Annotated in this window: 15 protein-coding genes; 9 read left to right on the top strand and 6 right to left on the bottom strand. The window is 57.8% G+C overall.

Translation table 11 applies throughout. The features are described from left to right. Positions 1–47: 47 nt before the first annotated feature. The 3 genes from ACO6VX_RS08075 to ltaE all read left to right on the top strand — a co-directional run bounded on the left by ACO6VX_RS08075 (position 48) and on the right by ltaE (position 3,871). Complete coding sequence (locus ACO6VX_RS08075; RefSeq protein ID WP_010254448.1) at positions 48–947, top strand: lysine exporter LysO family protein; 900 nt, start codon at positions 48–50, stop codon at positions 945–947. A 130-nt stretch (positions 948–1,077) separates the two neighbouring features. Beyond that, positions 1,078–2,799, top strand: coding sequence for a ubiquinone-dependent pyruvate dehydrogenase (poxB, locus tag ACO6VX_RS08080; RefSeq protein ID WP_022625954.1), 1,722 nt, complete (start codon positions 1,078–1,080; stop codon positions 2,797–2,799). Positions 2,800–2,869: 70 nt separating this feature from the next. After that, positions 2,870–3,871, top strand: coding sequence for a low-specificity L-threonine aldolase (ltaE, locus tag ACO6VX_RS08085; RefSeq protein ID WP_422458062.1), 1,002 nt, complete (start codon positions 2,870–2,872; stop codon positions 3,869–3,871). A 4-nt stretch (positions 3,872–3,875) separates the two neighbouring features. On the opposite strand, the gene ACO6VX_RS08090 is transcribed toward ltaE, so the two are convergent. Together ACO6VX_RS08090 and ACO6VX_RS08095 are read right to left on the bottom strand one after the other, a co-directional pair. After that, positions 3,876–4,700 carry an N-acetylmuramoyl-L-alanine amidase gene (locus tag ACO6VX_RS08090; protein ID WP_033785523.1) on the bottom strand — a complete coding sequence of 275 codons (825 nt, stop codon included), beginning with the start codon at positions 4,698–4,700 and terminating at the stop codon, positions 3,876–3,878. After that, the gene (locus ACO6VX_RS08095) at positions 4,697–5,017 is read right to left on the bottom strand and encodes a heavy metal-binding domain-containing protein (RefSeq protein WP_003849304.1); all 321 of its coding nucleotides are present in this window, start codon (positions 5,015–5,017) and stop codon (positions 4,697–4,699) included. Before ACO6VX_RS08095 ends, ACO6VX_RS08090 begins: the two co-directional genes overlap by 4 nt. 106 nt (positions 5,018–5,123) lie before the next feature. Here ACO6VX_RS08095 and ACO6VX_RS08100 point away from each other — a divergent pair, with 106 nt between their 5' ends. From ACO6VX_RS08100 to ACO6VX_RS08125, 6 genes are all read left to right on the top strand, one after another. Then, positions 5,124–5,663, top strand: coding sequence for a lipoprotein (locus ACO6VX_RS08100; RefSeq protein WP_010254434.1), 540 nt, complete (start codon positions 5,124–5,126; stop codon positions 5,661–5,663). Positions 5,664–5,886: 223 nt separating this feature from the next. Continuing rightward, positions 5,887–6,615: an arginine ABC transporter ATP-binding protein ArtP gene (artP, locus tag ACO6VX_RS08105; RefSeq protein ID WP_010254433.1), complete on the top strand. Its 729-nt coding sequence runs from the start codon at positions 5,887–5,889 to the stop codon at positions 6,613–6,615. Between the two features lie 15 nt (positions 6,616–6,630). Next, positions 6,631–7,362, top strand: coding sequence for an arginine ABC transporter substrate-binding protein (artJ, locus tag ACO6VX_RS08110; protein WP_010669747.1), 732 nt, complete (start codon positions 6,631–6,633; stop codon positions 7,360–7,362). 6 nt (positions 7,363–7,368) lie between these two features. Next, positions 7,369–8,085, top strand: coding sequence for an arginine ABC transporter permease ArtQ (gene artQ / locus ACO6VX_RS08115; RefSeq protein WP_010254430.1), 717 nt, complete (start codon positions 7,369–7,371; stop codon positions 8,083–8,085). Next, positions 8,085–8,753, top strand: a complete 669-nt coding sequence (artM, locus tag ACO6VX_RS08120; RefSeq protein WP_422458063.1) for an arginine ABC transporter permease ArtM — start codon at positions 8,085–8,087, stop codon at positions 8,751–8,753. The genes artQ and artM overlap by 1 nt, the downstream gene beginning before the upstream one ends. Before the next feature lie 115 nt (positions 8,754–8,868). Beyond that, positions 8,869–9,600, top strand: a complete 732-nt coding sequence (locus ACO6VX_RS08125) for an arginine ABC transporter substrate-binding protein (RefSeq protein WP_010254425.1) — start codon at positions 8,869–8,871, stop codon at positions 9,598–9,600. Here the strand turns inward: ACO6VX_RS08125 and rlmC are convergent. The 4 genes from rlmC to potH form a co-directional block, all read right to left on the bottom strand. Further along, entirely contained in the window at positions 9,579–10,769 is a 1,191-nt protein-coding gene (gene rlmC / locus ACO6VX_RS08130; RefSeq protein ID WP_346448785.1) for a 23S rRNA (uracil(747)-C(5))-methyltransferase RlmC, read from the bottom strand. The genes ACO6VX_RS08125 and rlmC overlap by 22 nt on opposite strands. A gap of 41 nt (positions 10,770–10,810) precedes the next feature. Then, positions 10,811–11,278 carry a YbjO family protein gene (locus ACO6VX_RS08135; protein WP_422458064.1) on the bottom strand — a complete coding sequence of 156 codons (468 nt, stop codon included), beginning with the start codon at positions 11,276–11,278 and terminating at the stop codon, positions 10,811–10,813. Positions 11,279–11,353: 75 nt separating this feature from the next. Continuing rightward, positions 11,354–12,199 (bottom strand): putrescine ABC transporter permease PotI, encoded by an 846-nt coding sequence (potI, locus tag ACO6VX_RS08140; RefSeq protein ID WP_010254422.1) that lies wholly within the window; start codon positions 12,197–12,199, stop codon positions 11,354–11,356. Beyond that, a complete protein-coding gene (potH, locus tag ACO6VX_RS08145; RefSeq protein WP_010254421.1) occupies positions 12,196–13,158 on the bottom strand; it encodes a putrescine ABC transporter permease PotH in 963 nt (320 codons plus the stop codon). The genes potI and potH overlap by 4 nt, the downstream gene beginning before the upstream one ends. Between the last annotated feature and the right edge of the window lie 9 nt (positions 13,159–13,167).

Consider the following 13,167-nt stretch of genomic DNA (forward strand, 5'->3'; position numbering starts at 1 on the left):
TTTTCGCTAGCGTGTGGCCTCTTCCACCATGGATGGCCCTTATCGCTATGTACTCCGGACTCCTGATTATTCTTCTGCCGCTGATCGCCGGCTGGCTGCTACCGTTCCGTCAAACTTCAACCCTGCGCCGGGTCAATCAGCTGCTGGGCTGGATGGTTTACGTCATTCTGTTCTTTATGGGCATCAGCCTGGCCTTTCTCGACAACCTGAGCAGCAATCTGCTGGCGGTATTTCACACCGCGCTGGTAGCGGCCTTTTGTATTTTGCTGTGCAACCTGCTGGCGCTGCGCGGGCTGGAAAAATATGCCCCATGGCAGCATGCGCATCGGCAGGAGAAACTGCCCTCGCGGCTGCATATGGCGCTGGACTCTCTGAAGCTATGCGGCGTGGTTGTCATCGGTTTTCTGCTTGGCCTGACCCAGTGGCCACTGCTGCAACACGCCTCGACGGCCAGCGAATATGCGCTGATCTTCCTGCTGTTTCTGGTTGGCATTCAGCTGCGCGGCAGCGGCATGACGCTGCGTCAGATTATCCTGAACCGTCGTGGCCTGCTGGTTGCCAGCGTAGTGCTGGTCAGCGCGCTTATCGGCGGCATGATTGCGGCGTTGCTGCTGGGCGTGCCGCTGAAAACCGGTCTGGCGTTAGCCAGCGGTTTTGGCTGGTACTCTCTCTCCGGCATTCTGATGACCGAAGCTTTTGGTCCGGTCATCGGCAGCGCCGCCTTCTTCAACGACCTGATACGTGAACTGGTGGCAATCATGCTCATTCCGGCGCTGATTGGCCGTCATCGCTCCAGCGCACTGGGCCTGTGTGGCGCAACTTCAATGGACTTTACCCTGCCGGTGCTGCAGCGGGCGGGCGGCAATGAGATCGTCCCGGCCGCCATTGTGCACGGCTTTGTGATGAGCCTGCTGGCCCCGATTCTTATCGCCCTCTTCTCCGCCTGAATCCTGTCTGATATGCGCTGAGCTCTGCCAGCGCATTTTTTCACGCCTGCTTTTCTTCCGTGTCGTCTACGCTTCTTTTTTCGGTTCTGGTCACGTCACTCTTCAGGGCGGGCCGACAAAGGAGAAGAGCATGAAACAAACCGTCGCGGCGCTGGTCGCCAAAACGCTGGAAAGCGCGGGCGTAAAACGCATCTGGGGCGTCACCGGGGATTCCCTTAACGGCCTGAGCGACAGTCTTAATCGCATGGGCACCATTGAATGGATGCCGACGCGCCATGAAGAAGTCGCCGCATTCGCAGCAGGCGCGGAAGCGCACATCAGCGGTGAACTGGCGGTCTGCGCCGGCTCCTGTGGGCCAGGCAACTTACATCTGATCAACGGTCTATTCGATTGCCATCGTAACCGCGTTCCTGTTCTGGCGATTGCGGCACATATTCCCTCCAGCGAAATCGGCAGCGGCTATTTTCAGGAAACCCATCCGCAGGAGCTGTTCCGCGAATGCAGCCACTACTGCGAACTGGTTTCGAACCCTGAGCAGCTCCCGCAGGTGCTGGGCATCGCGATGCGTAAAGCGATTCTGAATCGTGGCGTCTCGGTGGTGGTGCTGCCTGGGGATGTCGCGCTTAAACTGGCGCCAGAGAGCGCCAGCGCGGAATGGTATCCGCCACAGTTGCCGCAGGTCCTGCCACAGCCCGCCGAACTGGCGCAGCTGGCGCAGACGCTGAACGAAGCCAGCGATATTACGCTGCTGTGCGGCAGTGGCTGCGCCGGAGCGCATCAGGAGGTGGTAGCGCTGGCAGAAGCGCTGAAAGCCCCTATCGTCCATGCGCTGCGCGGCAAAGAACACATCGAATATGACAACCCTTATGATGTCGGCATGACCGGACTGATCGGTTTCTCATCCGGTTTCCACGCCATGATGAATGCCGGGACGCTGGTGTTGCTGGGCACGCAGTTCCCCTATCGCGCCTTCTATCCGGAAAAGGCTAAAATCATCCAGATTGATATCAATCCGGGCAGCCTTGGGTCACATTGTCACGTCGATCAGGCCTATGTCGGCGATGTGAAAAGCACACTGCAGGCGCTGCTGCCGCAACTGACACACAAAAGCGATCGCAGCCATCTCGACAGCGCGGTTAAGCACTATGGCGAGGCGCGCAAAAGTCTGGACGAACTGGCGCAGCCCAACGACAAGCAGCCGATCCATCCGCAATATCTGGCACAGCAGATCAGCCACTACGCCAGTGATGACGCCATCTTTACCTGCGATGTCGGGACACCGACCGTCTGGGCGGCGCGCTATCTGAAGATGAACGGCAGACGTCGCCTGCTGGGTTCGTTTAACCACGGCTCAATGGCGAACGCGATGCCACAGGCGCTGGGCGCACAGTCGATTGATCGCAATCGTCAGGTGGTGGCACTGTGTGGCGACGGCGGCTTCAGCATGCTGATGGGGGATTTTATCTCGCTGGCGCAACTGAAAATGCCGGTCAAACTGGTGATCTTCAACAACAGCGTGCTGGGCTTTGTGGCGATGGAGATGAAAGCGGGTGGCTATCTCACCGATGGCACCGAGCTGGAGAATCCTGACTTTGCCGCTATCGCCGAAGCCTGCGGTATCCGGGGTATCCGGGTGGAAAAGGCATCCGATCTCAATGGCGCGCTGGAGCAGGCGTTTGCCCACGATGGCCCGGTGCTGGTGGATGTCATTACCGCCAAAGAGGAACTGGCGATGCCGCCCGAGATCAAAATGGAGCAGGCTAAAGGCTTCAGTCTCTACATGCTGCGCGCCATTATGAATGGTCGCGGTGATGAGGTGGTAGAACTGGCGAAAACCAACTGGCTGCGGTAAAACAGAGACTCCATCCAGGCGGGCGCGATGCCCGCCTTTTTTTTTCTTCCGCCACGTTCAGGAGCATAGGGTGATCGATTTACGCAGTGATACCGTAACCCGGCCCAGCGCCGCCATGTTAAGCGCGATGATGTCTGCCGAAACCGGTGATGACGTCTACCGTGACGACCCCACCGTAAATGCGCTGGAGGCGGAAGCCGCACGGCTGAGCGGCAAAGCAGCGGCGCTGTTTTTCCCGACCGGCACCCAGGCGAATCTGGTGGCGCTACTCAGCCATTGCGAACGCGGCGATGAATATATCGTGGGTCAGCAGGCGCACAACTACAAATATGAAGCGGGCGGCGCGGCGGTGCTGGGCAGTATTCAGCCACAGCCGATTCTGGCCGCCGACGATGGTACCCTGCCGCTCGACGTAGTAGCGGCCGCCATCAAGCCGGACGATATTCACTTTGCCCGCACCCGTCTGCTGAGTCTGGAGAACACGCATCACGGTAAAGTCCTGCCGCTGGCGTATCTGGAACAGGCGTGGACCTTTACCCGCGAGCACCAGCTGGCGCTGCACATTGATGGCGCACGCATTTTCAATGCGGTAGTCGCGCAGCAGACCACGCTGGCGGCGATTGCCCGCTACTGCGACACCCTGACCATCTGTCTCTCTAAAGGTCTGGGCACGCCTGTCGGTTCTCTGCTGTGTGGCGACACGGCGCTGATTGAGCGCGCACGTCGCTGGCGTAAAATGACCGGCGGCGGCATGCGCCAGGCCGGTATTCTGGCGGCGGCGGGTCTCTATGCGTTAGAACACAACGTGGCGCGGCTGCAGGAGGATCATGACAATGCCGCCTGGCTGGGACAGCAGTTGCATGAGCTGGGCGTTCAGGTCATCGATCAGCAGACCAACATGCTGTTTGTGGCGGTGCCGGAAGCCCAGGTCAAACCATTAGGTGAGTGGATGAAGGCGCGCGGGGTGTTAATCAGCGCAGGAACCCGCACTCGTCTGGTCACCCATCTGGATGCTGAACGTGCGGCACTGGCGCAGGTCGTCGCCCACTGGAAGGCGTTTTTACACCAATAATCCGCTATTGCGCCGCGCCATATTTATCCAGTAGCGCGGCAGCTATCGCGGCGGTTTCTGCATCGGGCTGCCCGCGATAATCCGCAGGCCGGAAATGCATCTGAAACGCGGCGATTACCCTCTGCTGTTCACGCGCGCTCATCTCTGCCGTCACCGGATAGCCATAGCGCTGTAAACGTTCCAGTAGTGGCTCCACGGGTACCACCGCGTGCGGATCCTGACCCGCTAAATGAAACTGCACTCGTCCGGCATCGGGCCAGGCACCCATTCCGCGCTGGGCCAGCTGATGCCACGGAAAGAGTGGGCCGGGATCCTGCTTACGCTGCGGCGCGATATCACTGTGACCGACAATATTTTCCGGTGCGATGCCGTAGCGCTGTGCAATATCGCGCAGCAGCGCCTCCAGCGTGGTGATCTGCGCAGCGGTAAATGGCTGCCATTCAAGACCTGTCAGGGTCCGGCGATAACCCTGGTTCACCAGTTCGATACCAATCGATGTGTCATTGATGCGGCTGGCTCCGCGCCAGAAGCTTGGACCGGCATGCCAGGCGAGCTGCTGCTCCGGCACCAGTTGCCAGATAACGCCTTTCCCGGCGCGCTGTGGCGGCTGGCGGGGGATCAGATAGTGGGCGCTGACTTCCCGATCGGTCAGGGTCGCCAGCGACGAAGAAAAATCTTCGGCGGTGTAGTGGATCACAATCACCTTCACCCGCGGTCGCGCGCCCTGCGCCGGATGCCGCACATCGGCCCAGTAGCCGTCACGGGATTCTATCCCGGACTGGCAGCCCGCCAGCAGCAGCGCCAGTATCAGCCACAGCCCCCGTTTCAACGAATGATCACCGCCGTGCCGCTGACGCTCACCATCAGCATGCTGCCATCTTTGCCGACCGTTTCGTAATCAATATCGATACCGACTACTGCGTTGGCGCCCAGCGCTTTTGCCTGCTCCTCCAGCTCTTCAAACGCGATCTCTCGCGCTTTACGCAGCTCTTTCTCGTAAGCACCGGAGCGGCCACCGACCACATCACGGATGCCAGCGAAAAAGTCACGGAAGATGTTGGCACCCAGAATCGCTTCACCGGTGACGACGCCACAATATTCGCTGATGCTGTGACCTTCCAGCGTGGGGGTTGTTGAAAATTTCATCGCATTCTCCTTGTTGAAAACCGGGCTAAGGCTCTTTCGACTAAAAAGCACGGCTATACTCTATGCTAAAAAGGGCACCTTGCCAGAGAACCATAAGGAAATCGAGATGAGAAACAACGCGTTTGCGCTAATGATCCCGGCAGCCCTGCTGCTCAGCGCCTGTACCACCGTTGAGCCAGTGATTAAGGATAATGGCCCACGTACCGCACCGTGCATTGAAGGCGGTCCTGACCAGGTGGCCCAGCAGTTTTACGACCTGCGTATCGAACAGCCTACGCAGGGTCTGCCCGACAGCAACACCCTGGCAAAATATCGCCCTTACCTGAGTGATGCGCTGTACCACTCATTGCAGGCGGCCAGCGGCAGCAATGCAGGCGCACAGTGGCGCAATGGCGATCTCTTCTCCAGTCTGTCACAGGGTCCAACCGCCGCCAGCGTCGCTGATGCCTCCACCATTCCGAACCGCGATGCACGCAACATCCCGCTGCGGGTCGATCTGAGCCGCGACGGCAAGCAGTGGCAGGATGAAGTGCTGATGATCCATCAGGGCAGTTGCTGGGTGGTGGATGATGTGCGCTACATGGCCAACCCTGCGCATGCAGAGGGTGGCAGCCTGAGCCAGATGCTTGAGAAATCGAAAAAATAACCTCAGGCTTAACCGTTCACAGAAGCGCAGTCGCCCCCGGGCGCTGCGCTTTTTTTATTTCCGCCGTCCGTCCCGCTGCAGCGCGCTGCCCCAGGCAGTGCATGATATTGTGCTAAGCTTTTGCGGTTAGCCTGCTGTTTTACAAATTTTAACCCACCTTATTTGCATAACTATTCTGGTGACGTTAAAATCCGCGACACTAATAGCTATTCAAATCTGGCGCATGAGTATTCAACTAAACGCAATAAACTGCTTCTACGGTGCTCATCAGGCGCTGTTTGACATTAACCTTGAGTGTCCGCAAGGCGAGACCCTGGTACTGCTGGGTCCCAGCGGTGCGGGTAAGAGTTCGCTGCTGCGGGTGCTTAACCTGCTGGAGCAACCCCGTTCAGGTCAGTTGCAGATTGCCGGCAATCAGTTCGACTTCAGCCAGAAACCCTCCGATGCTGCGATTCGCGAACTGCGTCAGAACGTCGGTATGGTGTTTCAGCAGTACAATCTCTGGCCGCATCTTACCGTGCTGCAGAATCTGATTGAAGCGCCCTGCCGGGTACTGGGCCTCAGCAAAAGTGACGCCCGCGCCCGCGCCGACAAGCTGCTTGACCGGCTGCGCCTGACGCCCTACAGCGATCGCTTTCCGCTGCATCTCTCCGGTGGTCAGCAGCAGCGTGTGGCGATTGCCCGTGCGCTGATGATGGAGCCGCAGGTGCTGCTGTTCGATGAGCCGACTGCCGCGCTGGACCCTGAAATTACCGCACAGATTGTCAGTATCATTCGCGAACTGGCCCAGACCCGCATTACCCAGGTGATTGTGACCCATGAAGTGGAGGTGGCACGTAAAACGGCCAGCCGCGTCGTCTATATGGAGAACGGTCACATTGTGGAACAGGGCGATGCCAGCCGCTTTACACAGCCGCAAACCGAGGCGTTTGCTCACTATCTTTCGCACTAAGTCAGGATGCTAAAAATGAAAAAAATGGTACTTGCTGCACTGCTTGCTGGTTTTAGCCTGAGCGCTACGGCGGCACAGACGATTCGTTTTGCGACCGAAGCCTCTTATCCTCCTTTTGAGTTTGTGGATGCGGACAACAAGATTCAGGGCTTTGATGTCGATCTGGCCAATGCGCTGTGTAAAGAGATTGACGCGACCTGCACCTTCACCAATCAGGCGTTCGACAGCCTGATCCCGAGCCTGAAATTCCGTCGTTTTGATGCGGTGATGGCGGGCATGGATATCACACCAGATCGTGAAAAACAGGTCCTGTTCACCAAGCCTTACTACGACAACTCCGCGCTGTTTGTTGCCCAGAAAGGCAAAGTTGCCAGCGTGGAAGCGCTGAAAGGCAAGCGGGTTGGCGTCCAGAACGGCACCACGCATCAGAAATACCTGACTGAGAAACACAGCGAGATCACCACCGTTCCTTACGACAGCTATCAGAATGCGGTGCTGGATCTGAAAAATGGCCGTATTGATGCTGTGTTCGGTGACACCGCAGTCGTCAACGAATGGCTGAAGCAGAATGCCGCGCTGGCTGCCGTTGGTGAGAAAGTCACGGACAAAGCCTACTTTGGTACCGGCCTGGGCATTGCGGTACGTACCGGTAACACCGAGCTGCAGACCAAATTCAATGGCGCGCTGGATAAGATCAAAGCAGACGGCACGTACAAAACCATCTACAGCAAATGGTTCCAGCAGTAATCTCTGATGAATGAAATGATGACCCTCGCAAGCGCCGCCGGCATGACCGTCGGCCTTGCTGTTTGTGCTCTCATCGCTGGCCTGGTGCTGGCGATGATTTTCGCTGGCTGGGAGTCACTGCGCCTGAAACCGCTGGCGTGGATTGGCACCGGCCTGGTAACGCTGATCCGTGGCCTGCCGGAAATTCTGGTGGTGCTGTTTATCTATTTTGGCGCTTCACAGCTGCTGCTCACCCTCTCTGACGGCTTCACCCTGAATTTCGGCCTGTTTCAGTTACCGATACAGGTAGAAATTGAAAACTTCGACGTCAGTCCGTTCCTGTGCGGTGTGATAGCGCTGGCGATGCTCTATGCCGCCTACGCCTCGCAGACGCTGCGCGGCGCGCTGAAAGCGGTGCCGATGGGTCAGTGGGAGTCGGGTCAGGCGCTGGGCATGAAAAAATCGGCCATCTTTCTCCGGCTGATTATGCCGCAGATGTGGCGTCACGCCCTGCCCGGTCTGGGCAATCAGTGGCTGGTGCTGCTGAAAGATACCGCGCTGGTCTCGCTGATTAGCGTCAACGATCTGATGCTGCAAACCAAAAGTATTGCCACCCGCACGCAGGAGCCGTTTACCTGGTTCCTGGTGGCGGCCGCTATCTACTTAGTGATCACGCTGTTCAGCCAGGCGGTGTTACGCCGCATCGAACTGCGCACCACCCGCTTTGAACGGGGGAACAGCTAATGCTGGCCTATCTGCCTGAACTCCTGAAAGGGTTGCATACCAGCCTGACGCTGACGGCAGCATCGCTGGTCGTGGCCCTGCTGCTGGCGCTGCTCTTCACCGTGGTGCTGTCGCTGAAAACGCCGATGTTCAACCCGCTGGTCAAAGGCTTTATTACACTGTTTACCGGCACACCGCTGCTGGTGCAGATCTTCCTGATCTATTACGGTCCGGGACAGTTTCCCTCGATCCAGCAGATCCCCTGGCTGTGGCATTTACTGTCGCAGCCCTGGCTGTGCGCGATGCTGGCGCTGTCGCTGAACAGCGCGGCTTACACCACGCAGCTGTTTTACGGTGCGGTGCGTGCGATTCCTTCCGGACAGTGGCAATCGTGTGCCGCGCTCGGCATGAGCCGCAAAGATACGCTGCGCATTCTGCTGCCATATGCATTTAAACGCGCCCTCTCCTCCTACTCCAATGAAGTGGTGCTGGTGTTCAAAGGCACCTCGCTGGCCTACACCATCACCCTGATGGAAGTCATGGGCCACGGCCAGTTGCTCTATGGCCGCACCTACGACATCACGGTCTATGCCGCGGCGGGTCTGGTTTATCTCTGCGTTAACGGTTTGCTGACGCTGATGATGCGGCTGATCGAAAAGCGCGCTCTGGCCTTCGAACGACGTAACTGATATCCGGGCGAGGCTCCTCGCCCTTTTCGCCTGAAAAATCACACTAATTGCATAAAAATGCATTTTATGGCAGGGTATCGCCTTCTCTGGCTGACCACATCACAGGAATCATAAAATGAAAAAATGGATTGTTGCCGCTGCGCTGGCTTCACTGGCACTTACCGCCCAGGCAGCGGAAAAGATTCGCTTCGCCGCTTCAGCGACTTATCCGCCGTTTGAATCCCTGGATCGGGAAAATAACCTGGTGGGATTCGATATCGATCTGGCCAAAGCGCTGTGCCAGCAGATGAAAGCGGAGTGTACCTTTACCAACAATGCCTTCGACAGCCTGATCCCGTCACTGAAGTTCCGCCGCTATGACGCGGTGATTTCCGGCATGGATATCACCACTGAGCGCAGCAAGCAGGTCGATTTTACCCAGCCTTATTACGCTAACTCCGCCATCGTGATCGCCCGTAAAGGCCAGTTCAGCAGCTTTGCTGAGCTTAAGGGCAAACGCATCGGCGTGGAAAACGGCACCACTCACCAGAAGTACCTGCAGGATAAGCATCCGGAAGTGAAAGTGGTGGCCTATGACAGCTATCAGAATGCGATTCTGGATATGAAAAGTGGCCGGCTGGATGGCGTATTTGGCGACAGCGCGGTGGTGAATCAGTGGCTGAAGACCAATGCGGATCTCGCCACTGTCGGTGAACATGTTACGGATGCGGACTACTTTGGCACCGGTCTCGGCATTGCCGTGCGTAAAGGCAATACGGCGCTTCGCGATCAGTTCAATCAGGCACTGAACGAACTGAAAGCCAACGGCAGCTGGCAGCAGCTTAATCAGAAGTGGTTCCCGGAGTGATTACCGGCTGAGGCTACCTCTGACGATGCTTTCCCGGACTCGTGCTGACGGCGGGTTAACAGCGTCAGCACTTCAAAATGGGCGGTGTGGGGAAACATATCGAACAGTTGCACCTTCGTCACCTCATAGGCGCTCAGTCGGGCAATATCCTGCGCCATGGTCTGCGGATTGCAGCTTGAATAGAGCAGATAATCCGGAGCCATCTGGCTGAGATAGTTACACAGCGCCTCACCAATCCCACGACGCGGTGGATTAACCAGCACCAGCTGCGGCACCGCATCGCGTCCGGTCGCAAACGCCGTAGAATCCAGCGCCGCAAACTGCACTTTTTCCAGCCCCAGCATCTCAGCGGAACGTTGGGCGCATTTTATCGCCTCGGCGCTGATCTCAATGCCCGTCAGTTCCATCTCCGCTGTCGCGCAGTGCAGACCAAAACCGCCCACGCCGCAGAAGAGATCCCACATGCTGTTGACCGGCAGCGCCCTGACCCAGTCGCGCGCGGTGGCATAGAGTGCGCTGGCAACCTGCGGGTTGGTCTGGAAGAAGCTTTGCGGGCGGATCCACAGCGGCACGCCGTTGAAGTTCTCTGCCAGCGACTGCGCGGGCGTCAGCGCAATCTCCTCTTCCCCCTCCAGAATCGCCATATGCACCGGCTGAATATTGGCAGAGATCACCGCCAGCTGCGGCAGTTGCTGTTGCAGCCACGGCAATGCGGCGCGCAGCTGTTCCAGTTTCGCGGTTGAACGCAGGACAAAGCGCAGCATCACGCCGCCCTGCTGGCTTTCGGTTATCAGCAGGAATTTGAGTTCGCCGCGTTTGCGCGCCACGTTATAGGGCGTCAGTCCGGCACGGGCGATAAAGGGCTTAAGTGCAGCAAAAACCGGCTGGAAGCTGGCGGGATAGAGCGGACAATCGCACAGATCCACAGCTTCACCATCACGATGGATTAATCCCAGCACCGGACGCTCTACGCTGCCACTCACCACCATTTTGGCTTTATTACGAAATGCCTGCTGCGGTGAGGTGACCGGCGGCAACCAGGCAGCGACCGGCTGCTCAGCCAGTAACTGTTCCAGCATCGACTGTTTGTCGTTCAGCTGAGTGGGATAGGGTTTTTCCAGCCACTGACAGGAGCGGCAACGGTTAGCGTCATAAAGCGCGCAGTGCATGGTAAAGCCTTAACGATGGGGTCGGGCGGAGCGCGATTGTATCATCGCTTCCTGAAAAAAGCGCGGCTGCTGGCAGGCAGAAACAGCAGCAGGAGCACCAGCAGATCGGGGATTTTCTGCGACAGGGTATGGTGGACAATCTGGACGTTATTGTCGCCATCAATGCTGAAAATCTCGGGGTAGATCCAGCCCAGCGAGGCGACCAGCATATAGCTGAGCACAATCACCTGCGTCGCCACATAGCCCCAGCGTCCACGGTTACTGCCGCGCATCAGGGTAAAGGCGCAGCGCAGTTCGAACAGGAAGATCAGCTGGCTGGCGACAAAGATGAGTGTCGCGTCCCAGGACTGGGCGCTGCGGTGAACAAAGTTGGCGAGTTCACTGTAACCCAGCTCGTTTGCCAGCATCAGGACGCTCAGGCAGCGGGTCGCAATAATAGCAATGCCCGCAACCGTCACCGGAACCGGCGCGATTGAAAGCGTGGCACTGCTTTTGAAGATTTCTGACATAGTCCGTGACTCCACCTGATCGAAAAACGGGCCGGTCAGACCGGCCCGTTCATATAGTGGCAAAGGTTACGGATTTCAGCCACGTTTAGCTTTCTGAATATCGCTTAAACGTTGTTTTTCTTCGTGTGCCATCACCCGCCAGGCGATAAAACCCACTAAACCGACCACAAACAGGATCAATGAAGCCAGCGCATTGATTTCCGGGTTAACGCCGCGTCGCACGGTGGCGAAGATCGCCATCGGCAATGTGGTGGCACCCGGCCCGGTCACAAAGCTGGCGATCACCAGATCGTCGAGTGACAGGGTAAACGCCAGCAGCCAGCCGGTCACAATAGCCGGTGCAATCATGGGCACGGTAATCACAAAAAAGACTTTCAGCGGCGTTGCGCCTAAATCCATCGCCGCCTCTTCGATGGAGCGGTCCAGCTCACGCAGACGCGAGTTAATCACCACGGCCACATAGGCGGTACAGAAGGTGACGTGGGCCAGCCAGATGGTCAGCATGCCGCGTTCGCTCGGCCAGCCAAAGGCGTTGCCCATTGCCACAAACAGCAGCAGCAGCGACAGTCCGGTGATGACGTCGGGCATCACCAGCGGCGCGGTTAGCATAAAGGCAAAACCGTTGTGGCCACGGAAGCGACCAAAGCGCACGATAATTACCGCCGCCAGCGTGCCCAGCACCACCGCCATGGTGGCGGAGAGACCGGCAATGCTCAGACTCAGCAGCACGGCGTCAATCATCGCGCTGTCCTGGAAGAGCACCCTGTACCAGTGGAACGAGAAGCTCTCCCACACCGTCACCAGCGGTGAACTGTTGAAGGAGTAAACCACCAGCAACAGCATCGGCGCATAGAGGAACAGGAAGCAGCAGACCAGAATACCGGTACGCCAGGGTGAGCGAATGGTTGGCAAATTATTCATGCCTTCTCTCCCATTTCACGGTTTTGATGCTTGTGGAACCAGATGATCGGCAGAATCAGGATCAGCAGAATGATGACCGCCAGCGCAGAGGCCACCGGCCAGTCGCGGTTGTTAAAGAACTCCTGCCACAGGATGCGGCCAATCATGATGCTGTCCGGGCCACCCAGCAGTTCAGGGATCACGTACTCCCCCACCGCCGGGATAAACACCAGCATCGATCCGGCGATAATGCCCCCTTTTGTCAGCGGGACAATCACGCTGAAAAAGGTCTTCAGCGGACGCGCACCCAGATCCAGTGAGGCTTCCACCAGCGAGTAATCAATGCGGGTCAGCGCGGTGTAGATTGGCAGCACCATAAACGGCAGATAGCAGTAGACGATACCGATATAGACCGCTGTATTGGTGTAGAGGATCACCAGCGGATGATCGATCACACCCAGCCACAGCAGGAACCGGTTCAGGATACCGTTGTTGTTAAGCAGCCCCATCCAGGCGTAGACGCGCACCAGAAATGAGGTCCACGACGGCAGGATCACCAGCAGCAGCAGAATGGTGCGCATGGATGGCTTGCTGTGCGCCACGGCCCAGGCAAGCGGGTAGCCAATCAGCAGACAGATCACCGTGGAGATCGCCGCCACTTTCAGCGACTGCAGATAGGCATCGACGTAGAGCGGATCGTCGGTCAGCGTCAGGTAGTTGCCGAAATTGAGCACAATGCTGAACTGGTCATCAGCCCAGCTCACCAGCTCGGTGTAGGGGGGAATCGCACGCGCAATGTCCGCGAAGCTGATCTTCAGCACCGTCAGAAACGGCAGCAGAAACAACAGCACCAGCCAGACATAAGGCAAGGCGATCACCAGCTTGCGGCCATGCTGCATTTTTATCCGCGTGGCCCAGCGTTGCAGCGGCGTGCCGACCAGTCGGGCAGGCGCTTTGGCGCGTTGGAAAATCTGGCTCATAGCCGCTCC

Origin of the sequence: Pantoea sp. BJFS-204 (assembly GCF_049310725.1) — a bacterium.
GTDB lineage: Bacteria > Pseudomonadota > Gammaproteobacteria > Enterobacterales > Enterobacteriaceae > Pantoea > Pantoea agglomerans.

Coding starts and splice junctions, on each gene's coding strand:
- artJ (WP_010669747.1), top strand. CDS start 6,631: ATGAAAAAAATGGTACTTGCTGCACTGCTTGCTGGTTTTAGCCTGAGC.
- poxB (WP_022625954.1), top strand. CDS start 1,078: ATGAAACAAACCGTCGCGGCGCTGGTCGCCAAAACGCTGGAAAGCGCG.
- potH (WP_010254421.1), bottom strand. CDS start 13,158: ATGAGCCAGATTTTCCAACGCGCCAAAGCGCCTGCCCGACTGGTCGGC.
- ACO6VX_RS08095 (WP_003849304.1), bottom strand. CDS start 5,017: ATGAAATTTTCAACAACCCCCACGCTGGAAGGTCACAGCATCAGCGAA.
- rlmC (WP_346448785.1), bottom strand. CDS start 10,769: ATGCACTGCGCGCTTTATGACGCTAACCGTTGCCGCTCCTGTCAGTGG.
- ACO6VX_RS08125 (WP_010254425.1), top strand. CDS start 8,869: ATGAAAAAATGGATTGTTGCCGCTGCGCTGGCTTCACTGGCACTTACC.
- ACO6VX_RS08135 (WP_422458064.1), bottom strand. CDS start 11,278: ATGTCAGAAATCTTCAAAAGCAGTGCCACGCTTTCAATCGCGCCGGTT.
- potI (WP_010254422.1), bottom strand. CDS start 12,199: ATGAATAATTTGCCAACCATTCGCTCACCCTGGCGTACCGGTATTCTG.
- artM (WP_422458063.1), top strand. CDS start 8,085: ATGCTGGCCTATCTGCCTGAACTCCTGAAAGGGTTGCATACCAGCCTG.
- ACO6VX_RS08100 (WP_010254434.1), top strand. CDS start 5,124: ATGAGAAACAACGCGTTTGCGCTAATGATCCCGGCAGCCCTGCTGCTC.
- ACO6VX_RS08075 (WP_010254448.1), top strand. CDS start 48: ATGTACTCCGGACTCCTGATTATTCTTCTGCCGCTGATCGCCGGCTGG.
- artQ (WP_010254430.1), top strand. CDS start 7,369: ATGAATGAAATGATGACCCTCGCAAGCGCCGCCGGCATGACCGTCGGC.
- artP (WP_010254433.1), top strand. CDS start 5,887: ATGAGTATTCAACTAAACGCAATAAACTGCTTCTACGGTGCTCATCAG.